We start from the raw sequence: 4,962 nt of genomic DNA, 5'->3' as shown, positions 1-4,962 counted from the left end.
TGCTTTGAGGTTGGTAACACTGTTCATAGACGATTGAGGTTAGTTGTGTTTCCTCAGCTTCGTCTATGGAGCGATCTGGCTCAAGGGCTGATCGCTCTCTCAACATTTTTTGTCTAAACTCCAGTTGGAAGACCTGCTGTGGTGCCAAATGATGCGCCAAAGTTTCTTCTTCAGCGCAGTGTCGCGGTTATCAGTACACCTATCAGTTCAGATTTTTTATGCAGACATCTTGGTGCGCCGTTATGCATCAACTATTATTTAGAGCATGGTAAGGGTACGGCACAAAAAGGGATTTATCTTGGGCAATTAAACAATATGTTAATAGCTCTCCCACCCCTCGCGGAACAACGTCGGATTGTTGCCAAAATTGACCAATTAATGGCGCGTTGTGATGAGCTGGAAAAACTGCGGAGCGATCGCGCCCAAAAACTCATCACCGTCCACACCGCAGCACTCAATCGCCTCCTGACCGCCCAAGACAACGACGACTTCACCGCCGCTTGGCACTTCATCACCCAACACTTCAGCGAACTCTACTCCGTCAAAGAAACCGTCGCCGAACTCCGCAAAACCATCCTCCAACTCGCCGTCATGGGCAAATTAGTCCCCCAAGATCCCAACGATGAACCTGTAGATCATTTGCTGAGCAGGGTATTGGTAGAACGGGAGAAACTTAACCTAGGAAAGTTAAAGGAAAGCCAGCCTCAGCCACTAGAATATGAAATTCCTATACACTGGAAATGGAAGTGCCTAGGCTCTATTTTGGTATCTGGACCAACCAATGGATTTTCGCCTAAAGCTGTAGATTATGAAACGTCAGTGCGTTCTCTGACGCTCAGTGCAACAACTTCTGGAAAATTCAAAGGAGAACACTCAAAATTCATTGCCAACGAAATTTCACCAGATTCAAATCTTTGGCTCTGTGATGGCGATATTCTCGTTCAGCGCGGTAATACCTTGGAATATGTTGGTGTCTCAGCCGTATATCGAGGCGAGCCAAATCGCTTTATCTATCCTGATTTAATGATGAAACTACGTGTATCGTCAGAGATTGATACGAACTTCATCTATCTAGCCATGAGTTCTGAGCCTTGTCGTAACTTTCTTCGATCTCGTGCATCTGGTACATCTGGAACCATGCCCAAGATCAATCAAACGACACTAAAAAGTCTTCCACTTCCACTTCCACCCCTCGCCGAACAACACCGCATTGTCGCTAAACTCGATCAACTGATGGCACTGTGCGATCGCTTAGAAGGGGCGATCTCCGCTGCTCAAACCAAACAAACCGACCTGCTCAACGCCGTGATGGCGCAGGTGTAACCGTTGAGCTTAAAGTTTAATGATGCCTTGGCGCAGGGCATTCACTACCGCATGGGTGCGATCCTCAGTAAATTTCGGTTATCCTCGATTTAATGGTGCTCCCCAGTTCAGCTAGCGCTCTGAACTGATTGCCTTCTGGAACCCAAGCACAAGTTCGCCGTTGAATCATGGATCAGAAGCAGCTCTCTGAACGTGATATTTGCCGCAGTACATAACCCTAGCTTTGGTGCGATCTCATGTACTAATTTTGACGTTGCCTAGTCGGCTCTAGCTATAAAATTTTGGAAGATATACTGAAACTTTCTATATGTCCACCCAAGATGGGCGTAGTATACGGATAGTTATCTGTATATCCAGTCTTACAGGGTGGATATACAGAAAAAGTAGATCTAATAATAGTTCGACTGCTTTATCTTCAGTGGGCAATACAGTAAAATCTTTCGATCAGATACAGCTTTTCACTTATACAACACAGTTACAATGAAGCCTGAAGTTGTTACTGCAATCCTTGCGACAATCGTTGCAGTCATTAGCGCTATTATCAGCATTTATGGACAGATGCGTGTAACACAGCTATCTGATCGTCTTGCTAAAGAGCGTGAGGCTAAATCGCGCGAAGCTCAAACGGCTGCCTTAATGTCAAAGTACCGAGATCCACTGTTACGAGCAGCAATCGATCTTCAAAGCCGTTTGTTCAATATTCATCAGAACCGTGTTTTGCAGAATTTTGATCAGCGATGTCTATCTGAACAAGAATATTTGATTATTAATACGCTGTATGTCTTTGCAGAATATTTTGGATGGGTTGAGATTTTGCGACGGGAGATTCAGTTTTTAGATTTGGGTGATCTGGAGTTAAATCGTCACCTTAGTGAGTTATTGGTGAATATTACTAAGGCTTTTGGTACAGGCCGATTCAATGGTAAAAGTAATTTTGATGCAACATTTCAACTATTTAATGGAGAACAGCGCGCGATCGGAGAAATCATGATGAAGTCTCGCTCCGCAGATCAAATTCTGGGTTATGAGTGTATTGGTTATGCTGCTTTTGTTCAGAAAATGAGCGATCCAGACTTTGCTCGTTGGTTTATAACACTACAAGAGGATCTTGATGTGATCATCAAGGAATCGAAAGTTGGTGGAGAGCGCCTTGTTTTGATTCATAGTAGATTGATCGAGCTGATTGATTTTCTCGATCCTCACTGTGTGCGTATACCCTTAAGGTACAGAACTAAAATTGAGTAGCCAGCAGTCGAACAACCCCAATGCGCACCGACCGCCGAAAGGTTATAGATTAGAGTTCAAGGTTTCTGCGGCGGGTGATTGGGAGCGTTAGCTGTCGGTTGGTTTTGGTAGCACCGTCCGGCAGAGCTAAGCTAATGGAGTTCTGAGTAACGACCATCACATGGGTAATGGCTTAATCACTGAGAACAGAAGGATTTTGAAAGGGCGTCAAGCGACTGTTGAGTTCTAAACTATCTAACGGACTTCGTACCCCTCGACCACCCCGATTTAAGACATGGGTGTAGATCATCGTGGTTTTCACATCATTCTGACCGAGCAGCTCCTGGATGGTCCGAATGTCGTAGCCATTTTCCAGCGAATGGGTGGCAAAGCTGTGACGAAACACAAGATAGATCTCATGTACTAATTTTGACGTTGCCTAGTCGGCTCTAGCTATAAAATTTTGGAAGATATACTGAAACTTTCTATATGTCCACCCAATATGAGCGTAGTATATGGAAAATTATCCGGATATCCAGTCTTACAGGGTGGATATACCGCTAACTATCCGTATATCTAGCTTATATGGGGTAGATATACGGAAAACGTAGATCTAATAATAGTTATACTGCTGAAGCTTCTGTGGGGGCACACTGAAAAGTTATCTGTGATTGGATGCCAAGGTAAGTTTCAAATTCTGGTTGGGTGAACAGTGAGCGTTGACGATATTGTTAAGCTACTTGATGCTATTACGAAATTGCTAAACGTCCTTATTTGGCCCGCAGTGATTCTGTTCATTCTGATCCGATTTGGTCGAGATTTACGTGATTTCTTTTCAAGTTTGGGCGAGTTGTCCTTAAAGGGAGCTGGATTTGAGGCTTCCTTAAAGAGAAAACAAGCTGAGGCGGCAGCGGCTTTGGCAGCGGCGGCAGCATCTCGTTCTGATGGAGATACAAATCGTGAGAGTGCTGCGAAAGAAGCAAAAATAGCCGCAGACGTTGTTTCTGAAGTCGTTACACCTCGTGCTATTAGACGTGTAAGTAGGTCAACGGTACTTTGGGTTGATGATCGCCCTGAAAACAATATTTATGCACGTCAAGCACTTGAGGCTTTGGGGGTCAATTTTGTATTGGCAACATCGACGGACGAAGCACTCAAGAGAATTTCTCGACAAAGATTTGATGCTATTATTTCTGATATGGGACGACCTCCTGATCCTCGTGCAGGCTATACACTCCTCGATCACCTGCGTTCTACTGGAGATCATACCCCGTTTATCATTTATGCCAGTTCAAGAGATCCAGAACATGTTGCAGAATCACGTCGTCATGGTGCTATTGGGTGTACGAATAATGCAAACGAGTTATTTGAAATGGTATTGTCTACGTTAGGGCGCGCAGTATAAAAATTCTGGTGCAGCGGGTTGACAGAATTCGCTGGAGGGGATGCAAAGATCTCGGCAACTGCTGATCAGACCCGTTATACAGCTTAGGCTATCGGCTAGAGCACAGCCATTAAACTATCTGCTAGAGGTTAAGGTTAAGTTGCCATTGGGTGTTGATGAAATTGTTTTAAGCCAGTGATGAGTCAACCCATCTTTAAGATGTTGTAGGTTCTATATCTAATGCGAGAAAACCGTATACGTGCTCTTACTAAAGGCAAAGAAATCCCAATAATTGTTATATTAATTGCCTTTCTATCCTGTGGCTACACTGTTTGGAAGTATCTTGACTGGCAACAAATGGCAACTAGAATTCAAGAGCCAGAAAAGCGTATCCAAGCAGAACGAGAAACTTTTTCAACTCTTACTCAAGTTTTGGGTGGAACATTTATCTTAATTAGTTTGTATTTTACGGCTAGAACAATTCAAATCTCTCATGAGACTCGAATTACTAACAGCTTTTTTCAGGCTATGGAATTGCTAGGTGATAAAGATAGTTTGTCTAAGCGAATTGGTGGGATATATGCCCTGGAGAGGATTGCTTGGGACTCAGAAAAAGATCATTGGACAATCATGGAAGTTTTCATGTCATATGCAAGACAATATACAGCGATTGACGTTTACAAGGAGAAAGATTTACCTACTTCACCAAGGACGTCGGAGGATATTCATGCAGTTGTAAGGGCTATTTCACGACGTAAAAGAACATACAAGAAAGGTGAAGAATACGCTCTTGATTTGCGAAATTTATACTTGGTTAGTGCAGACTTTTTCTGTGGTCATCTACAAGGGGTTTTACTTGATGGTTCTATCTTGGATAAAGCATCTTTTAAATGGGCAAATTTAGATAACTGGACAGTGCGAAGTTCATCTCTAACTGGTGAAAGTCTCTAAAAAAGAACATCCCAGTACCCAAACGGTCTGGAATGTCCGAAACTGGCTGAAACCATTACAATCAGCCAGTTCCATTATGG

The 4,962-nt window shown here is 43.4% G+C and carries 4 protein-coding genes and 1 pseudogene; 4 read left to right on the top strand and 1 reads right to left on the bottom strand.

The window, feature by feature from the left end:
* The first annotated feature begins 138 nt into the window (after positions 1-138).
* Positions 139-1,323 carry a restriction endonuclease subunit S gene (locus VB741_RS14675; RefSeq protein WP_323365931.1) on the top strand — a complete coding sequence of 395 codons (1,185 nt, stop codon included), beginning with the start codon at positions 139-141 and terminating at the stop codon, positions 1,321-1,323.
* 480 nt (positions 1,324-1,803) lie between these two features.
* Positions 1,804-2,568 (top strand): hypothetical protein, encoded by a 765-nt coding sequence (locus tag VB741_RS14670; RefSeq protein ID WP_323365930.1) that lies wholly within the window; start codon positions 1,804-1,806, stop codon positions 2,566-2,568.
* Between the two features lie 172 nt (positions 2,569-2,740).
* Here the strand turns inward: VB741_RS14670 and VB741_RS14665 are convergent.
* Positions 2,741-2,950: pseudogene (locus VB741_RS14665) on the bottom strand (tyrosine-type recombinase/integrase); the annotation flags it as partial.
* A gap of 309 nt (positions 2,951-3,259) precedes the next feature.
* Between VB741_RS14665 and VB741_RS14660 the strand changes: the two are divergent.
* Positions 3,260-3,952: a response regulator gene (locus tag VB741_RS14660; protein ID WP_323365929.1), complete on the top strand. Its 693-nt coding sequence runs from the start codon at positions 3,260-3,262 to the stop codon at positions 3,950-3,952.
* Positions 3,953-4,171: 219 nt separating this feature from the next.
* A complete protein-coding gene (locus VB741_RS14655; protein ID WP_323365928.1) occupies positions 4,172-4,882 on the top strand; it encodes a hypothetical protein in 711 nt (236 codons plus the stop codon).
* The last annotated feature ends 80 nt before the right edge of the window (positions 4,883-4,962 follow it).

Source organism: Leptothoe sp. PORK10 BA2 (assembly GCF_034932105.1).
Lineage (GTDB): Bacteria > Cyanobacteriota > Cyanobacteriia > Phormidesmidales > Phormidesmidaceae > Leptothoe.
This window is presented reverse-complemented; position numbering and strand designations above follow the sequence as displayed.